The organism is Thermostichus sp. MS-CIW-36, from assembly GCF_054059035.1.
Genome location: NZ_JBSSBR010000003.1, coordinates 1 through 13,499, shown reverse-complemented (window position 1 = coordinate 13,499; position 13,499 = coordinate 1). Strand labels below are relative to the sequence as shown.

The 13,499-nt window shown below is 58.9% G+C and carries 11 protein-coding genes; 6 read left to right on the top strand and 5 right to left on the bottom strand.

What is annotated here, in order from left to right:
- Nucleotides 1–273: 273 nt before the first annotated feature.
- On the bottom strand, nt 274–1,491 hold the full coding sequence (locus tag ACVWVQ_RS02390) for an HD domain-containing phosphohydrolase (RefSeq protein ID WP_457506688.1): 1,218 nt from the start codon (nt 1,489–1,491) through the stop codon (nt 274–276).
- 215 nt (nt 1,492–1,706) lie between these two features.
- Here ACVWVQ_RS02390 and pth point away from each other — a divergent pair, with 215 nt between their 5' ends.
- Nucleotides 1,707–2,381 (top strand): aminoacyl-tRNA hydrolase, encoded by a 675-nt coding sequence (pth, locus tag ACVWVQ_RS02385; protein WP_457506686.1) that lies wholly within the window; start codon nt 1,707–1,709, stop codon nt 2,379–2,381.
- Between the two features lie 211 nt (nt 2,382–2,592).
- Here pth and ACVWVQ_RS02380 read toward each other — a convergent pair whose 3' ends face one another.
- Nucleotides 2,593–3,468 (bottom strand): ABC transporter permease, encoded by an 876-nt coding sequence (locus ACVWVQ_RS02380; protein ID WP_414355607.1) that lies wholly within the window; start codon nt 3,466–3,468, stop codon nt 2,593–2,595.
- Nucleotides 3,469–3,764: 296 nt separating this feature from the next.
- On the opposite strand from ACVWVQ_RS02380, the gene ACVWVQ_RS02375 reads away from it, so the two are divergent.
- Nucleotides 3,765–5,249, top strand: a complete 1,485-nt coding sequence (locus ACVWVQ_RS02375) for a cation:proton antiporter (protein WP_457506810.1) — start codon at nt 3,765–3,767, stop codon at nt 5,247–5,249.
- A 1-nt stretch (nt 5,250) separates the two neighbouring features.
- Here the strand turns inward: ACVWVQ_RS02375 and ACVWVQ_RS02370 are convergent, their stop codons facing one another.
- Nucleotides 5,251–5,838: an FHA domain-containing protein gene (locus ACVWVQ_RS02370; protein ID WP_414350303.1), complete on the bottom strand. Its 588-nt coding sequence runs from the start codon at nt 5,836–5,838 to the stop codon at nt 5,251–5,253.
- Between the two features lie 213 nt (nt 5,839–6,051).
- Between ACVWVQ_RS02370 and ACVWVQ_RS02365 the strand changes: the two genes are divergently transcribed.
- The 4 genes from ACVWVQ_RS02365 to ACVWVQ_RS02350 all read left to right on the top strand — a co-directional run bounded on the left by ACVWVQ_RS02365 (nt 6,052) and on the right by ACVWVQ_RS02350 (nt 8,428).
- Complete coding sequence (locus tag ACVWVQ_RS02365; protein WP_011432364.1) at nt 6,052–6,276, top strand: NAD(P)H dehydrogenase subunit NdhS; 225 nt, start codon at nt 6,052–6,054, stop codon at nt 6,274–6,276.
- Between the two features lie 34 nt (nt 6,277–6,310).
- Nucleotides 6,311–7,054: a low-complexity tail membrane protein gene (locus tag ACVWVQ_RS02360; protein WP_457506684.1), complete on the top strand. Its 744-nt coding sequence runs from the start codon at nt 6,311–6,313 to the stop codon at nt 7,052–7,054.
- Nucleotides 7,055–7,182: 128 nt separating this feature from the next.
- Entirely contained in the window at nt 7,183–7,977 is a 795-nt protein-coding gene (locus tag ACVWVQ_RS02355; protein WP_457506683.1) for a hypothetical protein, read from the top strand.
- A gap of 193 nt (nt 7,978–8,170) precedes the next feature.
- Nucleotides 8,171–8,428 carry a DUF2949 domain-containing protein gene (locus ACVWVQ_RS02350; RefSeq protein ID WP_414355602.1) on the top strand — a complete coding sequence of 86 codons (258 nt, stop codon included), beginning with the start codon at nt 8,171–8,173 and terminating at the stop codon, nt 8,426–8,428.
- A 63-nt stretch (nt 8,429–8,491) separates the two neighbouring features.
- Here the strand turns inward: ACVWVQ_RS02350 and ACVWVQ_RS02345 are convergent, their stop codons facing one another.
- Both ACVWVQ_RS02345 and ACVWVQ_RS02340 read right to left on the bottom strand, forming a co-directional pair.
- Nucleotides 8,492–11,701, bottom strand: coding sequence for an efflux RND transporter permease subunit (locus tag ACVWVQ_RS02345; RefSeq protein WP_457506681.1), 3,210 nt, complete (start codon nt 11,699–11,701; stop codon nt 8,492–8,494).
- A 118-nt stretch (nt 11,702–11,819) separates the two neighbouring features.
- Nucleotides 11,820–13,103, bottom strand: coding sequence for an efflux RND transporter periplasmic adaptor subunit (locus ACVWVQ_RS02340; RefSeq protein ID WP_414375006.1), 1,284 nt, complete (start codon nt 13,101–13,103; stop codon nt 11,820–11,822).
- Nucleotides 13,104–13,499: the final 396 nt, after the last annotated feature.

Sequence of the window (13,499 nt, the reverse complement as noted above, 5' to 3'; positions counted from 1 at the left end):
CCTCGGCACACGTTGGGTACAGATGGGTTGGATGCCAATGTGTAGAGCAACACAAAAAGTCGGCCCTAAATCGGCCTTTGATGGGGTGATTCCTGCAGAAAATCGACCACCTTCAGTTTGCCCTGGGATCCCACCTTTTGCCCATAAGATTCTGCGGGATTGTACGGAAAGGATGGCCTGGGATCCCTTCTTTGCGGTTTGCTGGGACGGATCCCTTTGGAGCTGAATGTTCTGGGTTGGTATCTTGGATCCCTGATTGATCTGGAGCTGGATTTAGCGGGTTTCTGGATAGCGGTGGTAGATTTCCAGAATTTCGCTGCGTCCTCGGTTAAAGGCGGCCACCACTTGCGGGTCGAAATGGCTGCCGCTGTTGTCTTCTACAAACTGAAAGACCTCATTCAAAGCCCAGGCTTCTTTGTAGGGGCGACGGCTGGCCAAGGCATCGAAGACATCGGCTAAGGCCACAATCCGCCCTTCTAGAGGGATCCCTTCTCCTTTGAGGCCGCGCGGATACCCACTGCCGTCGAACTTCTCGTGGTGGGTAAGGGCGATGATGGCGCTCTTTTGCATCAGCTCGGAGTCGGACTTGCTGAGGATCTCATAACCAATCTCAGGGTGACGGTTCATGATCTGCCGTTCTTCTGGGGTCAGGCGCCCCGGCTTTTGCAAGATGGCATCGGGGATCCCGATTTTGCCCACATCGTGCATAGGACTGGCGTAGAAGATCAGCTCTTGCTCATGGCTGGAGAGGCCCAACTGTTTGGCGATGATGCGGGAGTAGTTGCTCATCCGCTTCAGGTGAAAAGAGGTATCTTGATCTCGGTATTCTGCGGCCACAGACAGACAGAAGATGGTCTCGAAGTGGGCAGATTTGAGCTCTTCCCGCAATTGGACGTTTTGATAGGCAACCGCCGCCTGGGAGGCTAGGGCTTCTGCCACGCTGACTTCCAGCTCAGAAAAAGGTTGGCTCCACTCAGCCACCTGGTCAGGAGCTAGGGGGGTGGGGTGATCCGGCTTTAGGCGGTTCAACAGTTGCAGGGCGCCGAGGATCTTTCCTGAGGGATCCCGCATGGGCACAGTGAGCAAGGAGCGGGTGCGATAGCCGGTCTGCCGATCCACCTGTGGGTTAAAGGCATAGGGCCGGTCGGCGGGCAGGCGGTAGACATCCGGCAAATTCAAGCTTTCCCCGGTGAGCACCACGTAGCCCACAATGCTGGAAGGGCTGAGGGGCAAGCGCAGATCCCGCAGCTCCTCATGGCGGTTGACCACGAAAAACCGCAGTTCCTCCCCCTCTCGGACAAAAAGGCTGGCCCCATCACAGTGGGTCAGTTCTCGGGCTTGAGCAACGATCAACTCCAGCAGCCGCCCCAGATCTGTTTCTGAGGAGAGGGCGATCCCCACTTGAATCAGACGCTGGCTGAGGCGCAGGGCATCCGAGGCATCGAATTCGGTTGTGCTGGGGTGAAGACCGAAGGGGGTGGGCAGGCTCATAGCAGGGTTGGTCAGAAGCGTTCACAATGAGCGTTGACAATAAACAATGGCAGAGTCATGGGCGGCGAGCCATTTGCCCCCAGGGATCCTCACCGCTGTCCCGACTCAGTCCGGCTGGGTATCTGACACCTTCGGGGCGACCAGCAGCCCAAAAACACGCCAACACCACTCAAAGCAGCGATGCCTTACTTTAGCTCGAGGAGGCGAGAAACGTTGTGACCCAGGTCAAGCCCAAGGGAACCGATGAGATTTCCCTGCAGCTCGTTGTGGGCTTGGGCAATCCCGGCCCTCAATACGCCAATACCCGCCACAATTGCGGCTTTATGGTGGTGGATCGGCTGGCGCAGCGCTGGGGGATCCCGTTGGTTTTGGAGAAGCGATTCCAAGGTAGCTACGGAGAAGGGCTTGCCCTGGGAGGAAAGCGACGCTTGCTCAAGCCGGAAACCTACATGAACCGTTCCGGCCAATCGGTGCGGGCGGTGCTGGATTGGTACAAGTTAGATCTCGCCTCTGTGCTGGTGGTGTACGACGATATGGATCTGCCGCTGGGTCGTCTGCGCCTGCGGGGATCCGGTTCTGCCGGTGGGCACAACGGCATGAAGTCCATCATTCAGCACTTGGGGAGCGAAGGGTTTCCGCGGCTGCGTTTGGGGGTGGGCAAACCCAGGGGCAGCCAAGATGTGGTCGGGCATGTGTTGGGGGGATTTGCGCCTGCAGAACAAGAGGTGCTGGAGCGGGTGTTGAATACGGCGGTAGAGGCCGTGGAGTGCTGCTGGCAAGAGGGACTGATGACGGCCATGAACCGGTTTAATCCTCTGGATCTGTCTGGGCCACCGTCCGATCCGGATGGATCCAATCCTGCACCGGGCCAAGGCGAGGCTTCCTCCTAAGGAGCAGCTTGTCCTGGATTGCCGGCTCCGAGGGGTCTTCCAGGAGAGGGCGCAATAAACGCTTCGTCCTGCTCAGGGGAGCGGCTGTGAAGATGATAGTCCAGATAAGTGTCAATTATCTGGACTATCCACCGATGGAACCAGAGCAGCCCACGAAACCCCAATCGCGAAATCAGATCCAAAGCCCCGTCGATCCCCAGTGTTGAGTGGGTTACGGAGTGGGTCGCCGCCACCGCGTCCAGATGTTCTCCAGCAGGCCAATCCCCTGCACCAAGAGGATCCCCAAAGCTGCCGCCACCAGCATGATCACCCACAACCCCACCATGTCGCCGTAATAGGAACGGCTTAACAACATCGGCCCCAGCCCTGCAAAGCTAACAATCGAAATCTCTGCCACAATAGCCCCCACCAGAGCCATCGCCACCGCAACCTTCAGGCTGGTAAACACCATCGGCATAGCCGCCGGGATCCGCACCCAGCGAAATACCTGCAGCGGGTGGGCATGGTAAGTGCGCATCAAATCCAATTGCAGAGGCGGTACACTGCTCAACCCCTTGGCAATGCCGATCGACAGCGGGAAAAAAGCAATGTAGGCCGCCACGATTGCTTTCGGCAACAGACCCCGCACCCCATATTGCCCCAGCACCACCGCCAGCACCGGCGCCAAAGCCACAATTGGCACATTCTGGGAAGCAACAATCCAGGGAAGCATCATCCGCTCAAAAGCTCGCGAAAACACCAACGCCACCGCCGTTGCCCACCCCACCAGCAAAGCCAGCCCCAACCCCACCAGCGTTTCTGCTGCCGTGACCAGAGCGTTATACCCAACTGCGCTCGTGGAAGTGAGGGGGAACGCCATATTTCTCAAGCCCTCCGCCAATTGACCCAAAGAAGGCAGGATCGGGTTGCGCAATAGTCGAGCACACTCCCTGACCGTGCTGCAGTCTGCAGTGCCCTGCTCCAAGAGGCGTTGCGCCGCCGGGCTGTTCGCCCAAATCGCCAAGGGATCCCAAACCAGCAGCAGTAGGATCCCTGTCAGGAGGATGGGTAGCCAGCGTTCACTCAGCGTGCGTAGAGGAGATATCACCGTTAATCCTCGCGGTAGATCGAGACAGAGTGCACGGCACCTGGGATCCCAAGCTGAGAACCCGCACCGCCATAAAAATATAGCCATTGCCAACCAGAGCAACTTCATCGGAAACCATTCTGTTGGCATCAGCGGGACAGAGTCCTCATAAAGTGCCGATGCAGGCATTGCAAGCGGATCGCCATGAGGGTTAGCCTTTGTAACAGTCTTCTGGCAGAGCGATTGCCTGAACAGAGCCGCTCTGCTTGTGCCAACCCAAGACAAAAAGCAGTCCACCTGAGGTTGAGATCTTGCTGTTGAATTGCTGGGATCCCGTTTTGCTTGCCGTCGAAGCCGCTGCCCCCATTGAAGGAGCTGCCAATCTTTCGCCCCTGATCCTGGTAGCGGTGCTGATGGCTCTAGTGGTCATCTATCTGGCCAGCCGTATCGCCGGAGAAATTGCCGTCCGCCTGAGTTTTCCCCCCGTGTTGGGAGAGCTGCTGGGGGGCGTCGCGGTAGGGGCCTCCGCGCTGGGGTTGTTGGTCTTCCCGGAAGGACAAGTTTCCGGCCAAGAGCTGCACGCCTTGGCTCAATCCTCAGCACTGATGCAATTTCTGCAAGCCACTGCCGGACTCGACGAGGGATCCCTAGTACAGGTGTTCTCCTCCCAAAGCCAGATCATCGACATCCTCTCCGAGATCGGGGTGATCATCCTCTTGTTTGAAATCGGCCTCGAGTCGGATCTGGCCGAGCTGTTGCGGGTTGGCCCTCAAGCCGCAGCCGTAGCCATCATCGGCGTTGCTGTGCCCTTCCTGGCCGGAACACTGGGCCTACTCTACCTGTTTCATGTGCCCGTTATCCCCGCCGTATTTGCCGGCGCTGCCCTCACAGCAACCAGCATCGGCATTACCGCCCGCGTCTTGGCCGAGCTGCAAAAACTCACCTCCCCAGAAGGACAGGTGATCATCGGCGCCGCCGTCTTGGATGACGTGTTGGGCATCATCATCTTGGCCGTGGTGGCGGGCTTGGCCAAAAACGGAGAAGTCAACCTTTCCGATATCGGCATCATCATCCTCAGTGCCATCGTCTTCTTGGTCGGCTCCATTGTTTTGGGGCGCCTTCTCAGCCCCTACTTTGTTGCCCTTCTCAACAGCCTGAAGACCCGAGGTAACCCCCTTCTGCCCGCCCTTGTGCTGGCCTTTCTGCTGGCTTATGTAGGGCAAATCATTCATCTAGAAGCGATTTTGGGCGCTTTTGCCGCTGGCCTGATCTTGGCCGAAACCGAGAAACGGCAAGAGCTGGAAGAACAGATCAAGCCCATTTCCGACCTATTGGTGCCCATCTTCTTCGTCTGCGTCGGGGCCAAAACCAACCTTGCCGTACTCAACCCCACCCTCCCCGTCAACCGAGAGGGGCTGATCATTGCCGTCTTCTTGATCGGAGTTGCCATTGTGGGCAAGCTAGCAGCGGGCTTGGGGGCCTTTGGCAAGCCGGGCATCAACCGCTACGCCATCGGGGTGGGCATGATTCCCCGGGGTGAGGTGGGCCTGGTGTTTGCCGGTGTGGGGGCCGCCAGTGGGGTTCTCTCCGATGCCCTCGATGTCAGCATCATCGTCATGGTGATTGCCACCACCTTTGTCGCTCCCCTCTGGCTGCGGGGAGTGTTGATTGGGGAAGCCAACTCCCCCCCCTCCCTCCTGGACTTGCAGGCAGAAGCGTCAGAGCAAGACCGCAAAGACAGCACCGACGAGACCGCGTCATCGCTCCCAGACTCAGAACGGGTGGGCATCCCCGAGGGTTAAGTTATCTCAGCTTCCCCCTCAAACGCCCCCAGAGCGTCTGCAACAGCAGCCGCAGCGGATTGCGGCGTTGAGGCTTCACGTCAATTCTCTCCGTCGTCTCCTCTTGGGGCAAAATTGCCTGCATCGAGGGCGGATCAAACCGCTGCATGGTTGTGGAGCGTCGATCCACCACCTCCGCCTTCACGCTGCGAAAGCTTACAGACTGGAGATACCGCTGAAAATCTTCGTCTGACAACTGGCGAATGCAGTACTGCATCCGCACCTGATTCCCCAACAGGATCTGATCCCCATCCTTGAGATCCCAGCTCAAACATCTCTGCCCATTCACCGAGACGCCGTTGGTGCTGCGCTTGCCCTCGATATTGCCGTCCAGCAGCCGGTAGGTATACTGGCCATCTTTTTGGGGTAGCCGCAGCAGCAGCGCGTGTTGCCGGGAAACCGCCGCCGAATCGATGACAATCGCATTGCTGGGATCCCTGCCGATGGAATAGGTGGCAGCACTGAGGGCCACAGCCCGCCGTCCCTGCTCATCATCGATCACCAACACATGCCAGATTTGGGAGGGGGAAGACTGTGCGCCGGTAGCCATGGTCTGGGGCCTTGAGGGGGAGCTGGGTTGACCGTCGAAGTTGCAGTACAGGCTCCTTTCCCGTTAGCGGGCTGGCAGCCACACCTCAGCCATTGCCCAACCCTCGGCGAACCGCTGTGGGAAGAAGCTCAACGAGGGGGAGACTCGGCAAGAGAGGGGCTTTCCCCCATAATAGTAAGGCAGAGTTTCTGCAAAAAAGAGGATAGCTGAAACGTGAACACGACTCCAACCCCAACTCTCCTCGAAGCCCTTCCCCCGATCTACCCCGGCGTTGCCGTGCGGGTCATCAACCCCAACGACACCTACTACTGCTTTGAGGGCCAGGTACAGCGGGTTACCGACAACCATGCCGCTGTCCTCTTTGAAGGCGGCAACTGGGACAAATTAGTCACCTTCCGCCTCACAGAATTGGAAGTGGTGGACAAATCCCGCCCCTAGCCCTGCTCTCCCCTGTCCCTTTTGGCATCTCCCCATGCGCAGCCATTGGCAGGAACCTTTCCTCTGGATCCATGCCGCCGGCATCCTCCTCTTCCCCTTGTGGGTGGGGCTGACCCTGATCGGGCTGGCCACAGGGGATCCACTCCTGCCGGTGGGGGCGGAGCAGGCTTGGGTGGCCGTGGTGGGCATTGGGCCGGTCTTTGCTATGCAGTGGCGCAAACCGTTTGACATCTTTAGCGTGTGGGTGGCTTCTGTCCCCCCAGAAGAACTCACCCTCGAGCAGCGCCGCATCTTGGCCGCCTTCCTCAGCCCCGAACATAAGATTTTGACGCTGTTGGCGGCAATCCTGATGCTGGAAGTCGGTGAGCGCCTCTACGACTTTGCCCCCCTCTTTGCCCCGCTCACCCCTGGCAACGGCACCCGTCTGGCAGGCCTAGCCATAGCTGCCTTTGGATTTTGGGGATCCAACCTGTTCTTGCAGATCCCCATTGCAACGATACGGGTACTCCTCCTCAGCGAGCCGGAGCTGGCCCAAATGGATCCCGTCCCCGTCGAAGAGATCGAAAGCCGCTTCTCCGTCCTCGGCGATCGCCGCAGCCCACTCCTGCAACGGCTGTTGCGCCGCATCTCCGGCCAAGATTCAGAAGGCACCTCGAAAGACCAAAAAGACAAGGATAAAAACAGAGCGACAGAAAACCCCCAGCCGGAATCCGAGAAGCGGGATCCCTCTGGGGAAGTTGCCATGCCGGCCCCTGAAACTCCCCCCGATCCCACCTAAGGCAAGCTTCCGCAAAAGCTGTAGCTCAATGTTAGATTGGAAGCAATCCAAGTAGATTGGAAGCAATCCAAGCCCTGTGAAATCCAACCATCGGCATTCCCCTGATCTTCGAGGCTACCGCACCGGCAATGGCGAGCAACTTTTCTTTCCGCTTCAAGCAATTTACCCAACGCCTCAGAGAAACCACCCAACTTCCCCAGTTTTTCACCGATCAAGCCACCAGTGAAACCCAAAACCTCGCTCGGGAGTTGGCTTTGGTTGGGGAATACGCCACTCAGCTTAGCCAAGTGGTAATGGAGGTGGACTTTCTCAACCAGCTCTACACCCGTCTTTTGAACGAGCGGGAAGTGTTGCAGCAGGAAAAAGATCACTTGGAAGCGCGGGTCTTTGAGTTGCAACAGGAACGCAACGAGACGGAGCCCCAGGTGATGTATTTGCGAGAGCAGCTCAGCCAGGCCAGCTTTCAACTGGAACAAATTCAAAACCGGGAACGCAGCCTTAGCGAGCGAGAACGACAGTTGTCGGAAATTGTAGCCCAACTGGAGCGACGGCGGGCTGTACTCAACCAAGCCATCGAAAACCTCACCAACCAAGAGGCCGATTACACCGTTCGCACCAAAGAACTGGAGGCGGTCGTCCAGGAAAACGAAAAGAAAGCCAAGCAGTACCTGGAAGCTGCCAACCACTACCGCGCCTACCTGGAAGAGCTCAATGCGCAAGTGCAAGAAACGCAAGCCAAGCTGAGAAGCCTTGGTGTCGAGCCCAAGCCCGCCGACCTGCCTCGACTTGAGGATCTGGAAAAACCCACCCCCATCCCAACACCGCCTCCTGCTTACACGCCGCCCCTTCCCCAACAGCCCCCTCCACCCCAGCAGAGTGGCTATTGGTCAGATAGTCCTTTCGACGACGACCCCTGGGGATAGACCGTCCTGCCAGGATCTATAAGCCAGCTTTGCGACAAAGCTCAGTCCTCTCTGCCCTAACCGGCCTTGGGAGGGCCTGGGTGGTCACATACCCTGGAAGAAACCTGTTGCAAGGGATCCGCAAGAAGATCCCCAGAATCAGTACGAGGATCCCGATCCTCGACATTCAATCCTTTCCTGCCCGGCCAAACCTATGGAACCGACCCTGCCGGATTTACAAGCCCTTAGCCAATGGGATCGACAGTTCTGCCAGTTTGCTGAGCAGCAACAGCTCCTCAAGCCCAAACAACTGGCTCTGGCCCTGAAGATCCAACGGCAGCAGCACGGCCCTCTAGCCTTGATCCTCTGGCAGTTGGGCTTTGTGGGCCTGCAACACCTGGCTCAGTTCTGGGAAAAAATGCCCGGCGGAGCCGAGCTCGAACTGCTCGAAGACAGGGCCCTCGGTGGATGAAAGGTGCCCCCTTCCCCCACTCGCTTTTCCGCCAGAAGAGAAGAAGCAAGCAGATCCCTCTTGCTACCCAACGCTGTCGCCACCAGGCAGCAGATCCTTGGGATCCTCCGGTGGGGGCAGATGCGCCAGATCCACAGGCGAAGGGGATCCCCCCAAAATCTGCGCCTGGATCCCTTTGATCACCAGGTAGAGCACCGGCACAATCAGCAAGCTGAGCACCGTTGAAACGAGCATACCGCCGATCACCGCCGTGCCCAGCGACTGACGGCTGGCTGCCCCTGCGCCCGTGGCCGCTGCCAGAGGGAAAATACCCAGGATAGTGCTCAGGGCGGTCATCAGAATGGCGCGGAAGCGCGTCTCGGCTGCTTGGGTGGCAGCTTTGAGCAGTGGGATCCCTTGGGCAACCAACTGGTTGGCAAACTCCACAATCAAGATAGAGTTTTTGCTGGCCAGCCCGATCAACATCACCAACCCGACTTGGCAGAAGATGTCGTTGGCCAAGCCCCGCAGCAGTTGCGCCAAAAGAGCCCCAAAAACCGCCAGCGGCACCGCCAGCAAAATGATCAAGGGATCCACATAGCTCTCAAATTGCGCCGCCAGCACCAGGAAGACGAACACCGAGCCCAAAGCAAAGATCAGCGGCGCCTGTCCTCCCGACTCGATTTCTTCCAGCGACAGGCCCGACCACTCGAAGCCAAACCCCTGCGGCAACAACTGGGCGGCTAGAGTTTCCATAGCCCGAATCGCTTGCCCTGAGCTAAAGCCCGGCAGGGCGCTGCCCTGAATTTCCACCGAGCGGAAGAGGTTGAAGTGGTTGATGATGGCCGGGCTGGTGGTCTCCTCCACCTGAACCAGGGTGCTCAACGGCAAGAGCTGCCCCTGCCCACCCCGCACGTAGAACTGGCCGATGCTTTCCGGGTTACCTCGGAATGCTTGATCCGCCTGCACATAGACCCGGTAGTTGCGGTTGAACAGGTCGAAATCATTGACGTAGGTGCCCCCCAGCAGCGTCTGCAGCGTGCCGAAGACATCCAACAGAGGGATCCCCAACAACTGGGCCATCTCCCGATCCACCTGTACTTCTAGCTGCGGCGAATTGGCGTTGAAAGTGGGCGGGTTAACCCGCAGGCCCAAGGGAGGTTGGCCCGGCTGGGGCGGCGAGTTGCCCACAAAAAACAGGGTGTTGGCCGTCTGCTCCAAGAGGTTGAAATCGTTCACCCCCCGATCCTGAAGCTGGAAAGTAAACCCGCCCGCAACCCCCAAATTGGGAATGGCCGGCGGCAGGATCGGGATCACCAATGCGCGGCTGATCCCGCCCAAAAAAGGCCCAAATAGCCGGTTGACAATCGCTTGCGCCGATTGCTCCGGTTGCCGCCGCTCTTCCCAGGGCTTGAGGGTGGCAAAGATCAGCCCATTCCCCGGCGAGGGCCCAGTAAAGCTGAACCCCCCCACGATCACCCGATTTTCGATCTCAGGGATCCCCTCCAAAATAGCGGCGGCCTGCCGGATCACCCTGTCGGTATAGTTGAGGGAAACCCCCGGCGGCCCCTGAACAATGGTGATGAAAAAGCCCTGATCCTCATCCGGCACAAACCCCGTCGGCACAACCTGGAACAGCCAGTAGGTGAGGCCCAAACAGGCGACAAATCCAGCCACCACCAGCAGCCGCAGCCTCACCACCAGCTCCAGCAGGCGGCGGTAGACCGCTCGGATCCCTTCCACCAACCGGTCAAACCAGCGCAACAGCCAAAACATCTGCTCTGAGCGGGGGCGAATTAGCAGTGCCGACAACGCCGGGGCCAAAGTAATGGCATTGAACGTGGACAGAGAGACCGCCACCGCAATGGTGACGGCAAACTGCTGATAGATGCGACCGCTGGTGCCGGGAAAAAAGGCAATCGGCAGGAATAACCCCAACAGCACCAACGTAGTGGCAATCACCGCCCCCAACACCTCATTCATCCCCGCCGAGGCCCCCTGCAGAGGCCGCATGCCGCGATCACGGATATAGCGGGAGATATTTTCCACCACCACGATGGTATCGTCCACCACCAGACCGGTGGCCAGAGTCAGGCCAAACATGGTCAGAGTGTTGATGGAAAAGCCAAACAGGCGCACAAAAGCAAAAGTACCCAGCAGCGCTACCGGGATGGTGATGGTGGGAATGAGGGTGATGCGCCAATCCTGCAAAAAGATAAACAGCACCAACACCACCAGGCCAATCGCCTGCAACAGAGTGAAAATCACCTCCTGCACCGACTCGGTAATGAACAGGGTGGCATCGAAGGGGATCTCGTAGATCAAGCCGGGCGGAAAGTTGCGGGAGAGCTCCTCCAACGTCTGCTCCACCTGCCGCGAGACCTCCAAGGCATTCGCATCCGGCTGCTTGGTAATGGCGATCCCCACCGCCTCCTGTCCCCCGAGGCGGAAGAACGTATCATAGCTTTGCGCTCCCAGCTCCACCCGACCCACATCGGCAATGCGTACCAAACTGCCATCGGGGTTGGCCCTGAGGACAATCTGGGCGAACTCCTCCGGCTGTGAGAGCCGCCCCGTTGCCTGGACGCTGATCTGAAACTCCTGATCCGGGGGGCTGGGCTGGCCGCCAATTTGGCCGGCGGGCACCTGGATATTCTGCTGGCGCACTGCGTTTACCACATCCAGAGCTGTCAGACCATAGCTGGCCAGCCGCGTCGGATCCAGCCAGATGCGCATGGCATAGGTGCGCTCTCCAAAGATGATGACATCGCTCACGCCCCGGATGCGCCGCAAAGCATCCCGCACAAACAGCTCCGCGTAGTTGCTCAAAAACAGCTCGTCGTATTCCCCCGCCTCTGAGCGCAGCGCCACCACCTGCACGAAAGCACTGTCGCCGGCTTTTTGGACGCTGACGCCATTTTGGATCACCTCTGCCGGCAGCCGCGCCTGAACTCGGGCAACTCGGTTCTGCACATCCACAGCCGCTATGTCCAGATCCCGATCGGGGCTGAAGGTGACCGTGATTTGGCTGGTACCGTTGCTGCTGCTCACCGAAGAGAGGTAGCGTATGCCCTCGACGCCGTTGATCTCCTGCTCCAGCACGTTGGTCACCGTCGTCTCCACCGTCTCGGCATTGGCCCCAGGGTAAACGGCTGTCACAGTTACGGCTGGCGGCGCCACCTGAGGGTAGTAGTCCACCGGCAGTAGGGGAATGCTCACCGCCCCCACCAGCACAATGATGATGGAGCAGACGGTAGCGAAAACAGGACGGCGAATGAAAAAGTCAACGAACATAAGTCTAAGGATCCGCTGCGATGAGATACCGGTTGAGCTGGTCGCCCTTCAAGTTGAAGCTTGGATGACTGGGCCAAAACTGGGGCAAATAAGAATTGCTGAGAATGCACAGCCTCTTCTAGGGCGGGGATCCCCCCTCTCCACCTTGTTGCTGCCCCCTCTGCTGAAGGATCACCTCATCAATAATCGGTGCGCCATCGCGGATTTTTTGCAGGCCAGTGAGCACAATTGGCTCATTGGCCTCTAGGCCCTCCAGCACCTCATAGCTGTTCCCGTGGATGGATCCCAGCCGTACCGGCCTTTGCACCGCCACCGCCCCCGGGGGCATGCCCTCTGCTGGCGGCTCCGTCGTTTGCACTGTGTAGACAAAGGTTTGCGCTCCCAAGCGGGCCACCGCTGTCACCGGAATCAGCAAGGCCGGTCGCTCCTCCCAGATGACACGAGCCCGCACAAACTGCGCCGAGCGCAACTGCCCGGCTGGATTCTCCAGAAGGGCCTTGGCCAAAACCGACTGCGTGCTGGCTTCCGCCTCGGGAGCAATAAAGGAGATCTGGCTGGTGCCGATCACCTCGCCGCGGCTGTCCAGGAGCTGCACTGGGGTGCCGATGCGCAGTTGCGGGGCCCGCTGCAGGGGGATATTGAGGTTGATCTCCAGTGCCTGGTTTTGGGTCAGGGTAGTCAAAACCGTTTGCGGTGTCACGTAGTCTCCCTGCCTCACCAAAACATCCCCCACAATGCCCGCAAAGGGAGCCGTGACCTGGAAAAACTGCAATTGCACCTGCTGCCGCTCCGCCTCTGCCTGGGCCCGCTGCACCTCTCGCTCTGCCCGCAAAATCGCTGCCTCCTGGGCGCGGATCTGCTCCTGTTGCGCTGCCAAAGCCGCCTCCGCCTGGCGCAGATCGCGGCTGGACTGATCCACCTGCAACTGGCTGATGGCCCCCTCCGCCAATAGGCGCAGGTTACGTTCGTGCAGATCCCGGGCAAACTCCGCCGCTGCCTCTAGGCGCATCCGATCCGCCCGCAACTGGCTGAGCAGAGCACGGCTGCTCTCCAGGTTGGCTTGGGCCGCGGCAATCCCCGCCGTTTGGCCGGCCACCGCCGCCTGTTGCTGACGGCTGTCGATCTCAAACAGAGGTGCCCCAGCAGCCACCTGGGATCCCAACTGCACCAACACCCGAGTCACCTGTCCGCTCACCTGGGGCCGGATGCTGGCCACCTGCTGGGATCCGAGGCTGGCGATAAATTCCGACGCCTCCTCAATCATCCGTTCTTCCACCACTCCTATTCCCACTGGCGTGGGGGGTTGGCCGTCCCCCTCCATCTCCTGGGGCGGCCTTCCAGCTCGGCAGGCAGTTAACAGCAAAGAAAGACACAGCAGCGGCAAGGCCGTTCGCGCTCGCATCGTCAAGTTGCTCCCACAATAGGCATAGGGACAGGTAGGTGGACAAAGGGATCCCACCCCTGCACTTGCTTAACCAACCAAGGTAATGAACGAGAGCCTCCCCAAACCTGTGCAAAAGCGCTTGAAATCTTCCCAGTCCGGAACTAAGGTGTATGCTTAACAAAAACTTTCGCCGCGCTTCGCCCCACCCCAATGAGACTTCGTCCTGCTAACGCGATAAGGATACCCTTTGAGGGCACGCCACTCCTGGCTAGACTGTTCCCAGATCAGCAGGAAAGGAGTTCAGGCTTCCACCCCCTGCCGGAGAGCATGCCTCTAACCCCCAAAACCCTGAACTTTGCTGAATTTACTGAGCTTTAGGCGGTTTGGCAAAAGTCATTGAGAGGGATATAGTAG